Source organism: Candidatus Aegiribacteria sp., from assembly GCA_021108005.1.
GTDB lineage: Bacteria > Fermentibacterota > Fermentibacteria > Fermentibacterales > JCC-6 > Aegiribacteria.
On record JAIORS010000091.1, the window covers coordinates 1 to 2372 of the forward strand.

A 2372-nucleotide genomic window follows, 5' to 3' on the forward strand; every position below is an offset into this window, starting at 1 on the left:
AGCTCATTATGAATTTCGAGTGCTTTCTCATTTATCTCAAGAGCTGTCTTCAAGTCTCCAAGGCGAGATGTAAGCCAGGCGCGCATACCCATCGCTTCAGCGTATCGTTTTCTGTCTTCTGCTTCCAGAGCCAGTTCTTCAGTCTTCCTTGCCAGTTCCACAGCTTCTTTGCATCTGGCGAATATACCGAGTGTCTGGATTTCTTTTAACATTACACCAATTAACTGTTCTTTCCTGTCCGGCTGAGTCTCAAGAAGCTCCCTCAGTCTTACAAGGCACTTGTAACCAAGCTGAACATCACCGCTTTTTTCCGCAGCCTGAAGAACTTTATCAAGGTAAAAGCATGCCGTCTCGTTATCTTTTGCCTTGTCCCAATGGTATGCGAGATCGGGGAAAAATAGCTCATCACCAGGATAAATATTCTCAATCGCGCAGGCTGCTATACTGTGAAGTTTAACAAGCTCGCTTTCAAGCTGCATGCTGTATGCTGTTTCCCTGAGAAGGCCATGCTGAAAGATGTACACTATTTCTGATACGGATGACCAGAGCTTCTCCTCCGCGCCATTGCTGAGCAATGGAGCGAGTTCTCTGCCTGTAAGCATGGCGGAAAGAACCCTGGCATTGAACTCAAACCCAAGAACCGAAGCTTTTTTTACAACTCTTTTCAGATCACCCGACAAACGGTCAATACGTGCCGTCAGGAGATCAACGATTCCTCTTGGAATTTTTTCGGGAGATGCGGAGAGGGTAATGAAGTCATTCTTTTTCATTATGGAATTTGATTCGACAAGATACGCAGCGTACTGTCGAAGATAGAATGGGTTCATACGGGAGTGTGTCGCAAGGAATTGCTCCAGGTCGGGTCCGGGAATTCCTCCCAGAATCTCCTTTACAAGTTCTGGAAGTGTCTGCTTTTGAAGCGGGTTGAGATCAAGAATTAAAGGTTCTTTTTCGGAGGGAACCTCTATTCTTGAGCCATCGTCGCGTGTCCTGGCTGAAAGAGCAAGAACAATGGGAAGATTATCCAAATTTCTGGTCATACTCCTCACAAGAGATTCAGAGCTGTCGTCAAGCCATTGAATATCGTCTACGACCATGATAAGTGGTTCAGGCTGAGCAATACAGAGGAAGAACTCCCTGAGAGCTGTAATTGTGTTTTCCTGCTTTCCTTCCGGCCCGACCTGATGGTAGAGAGAACCGGGCATATCGATTCCAAGAAGTGCGGAGAGAAATGATACGGTTCTTTCAAGCTCCTGAACCCTGTCGGGATATTTTCTTTTTACTTTTGCAGACAGGGCCTGGAATATCCTTTTGAATACGGAAAGATTATCCTTATCGGAGGAACCCCTTTTCTGCTGGAAATAGCTTCTTAAAAATGTGACAAACGGTCCGAAGCTTCGTCTGATGATGTCATCGCATCTCAGGTGGATTCTTTTAAACCCCTCCGTTTCCAGGATATTGCCAGCCTCCCACAGGAGATGAGATTTGCCGGTTCCCGCCGGAGCTGAAACAAAAATAACACTGCCAGAGGAATCATCCACCGATTTCCGGGACAGCTCGGTAATTGTCCGCAGTTCTTCAACTCTTCCAAGAAGCTTGCCCTCGTAGGGATATACGATTGATTCAGCAGAGCTGTTTTCAAGTCTGAAGATATTGATTTTATCGGTCATGCCCTTGACTTTAACTGAGGTTGCCGTGCTTGATCCTGGAGAATTAGTAGCGACTGTGTCAGTTACATAAATACCAGGGTTCTCCTCGAACCTCATTATCCGGGCAGCAATATTTACCTGGCTTCCGAGAACTGTATAGGTTCCCATCTGTCGAAATCCAAGAAAACCGGCGTATACGGTTCCCGAAGAAATAGCTATTCTGACGGGAAAGTTAGAAGAATTATGTATCTGACGGGCGAAAGTCAGAGCACGTTCAAGATCATTCTCATGAGCTTCCGGAGCTCCAAACAGGGTAAGAAAATAGAATCCGTTCGAATCGTAATGAACTCCATTGAAAAATCCCCCCGTTTCTATGGAGGACCGTATCACCTCAGGCGCTATTGATGCGATCATCTTACGATCATCTTCTTCAGCACCAACCGGAGTCAGGAATACAGGGAAAACCCTTCTGAACTCACCGTAGGGTTCCGAGTTGAGTAATTTCTCCGAGAAAAAGCTTGTTTCGAGAATTCTGTCCGGAGCTCGCCCCCCCATTCTGTCAGCGGTAAATGTTTTTCTTTCAGGAGTATCTTCCCTGCATAAGGTAAACTCTCCGTGTTCGGGTTTTTCGAGAGCCAGAAAGGCTCTTCTGAATGCATCTCCAGAGAAGAACCATCCTTTTTTTTCTCTTCCGATTATTCCCCAGTCTATTGTTCCATCAGA

At 46.0% G+C, this 2372-nt stretch carries 1 protein-coding gene; it reads right to left on the bottom strand.

Features of this window, described 5'->3' with window-relative positions; translation table 11 throughout:
* On the bottom strand, positions 1 to 2372 hold a 2372-nt coding region (locus K8S15_05215; protein MCD4775437.1), incomplete at both ends, for an AAA family ATPase.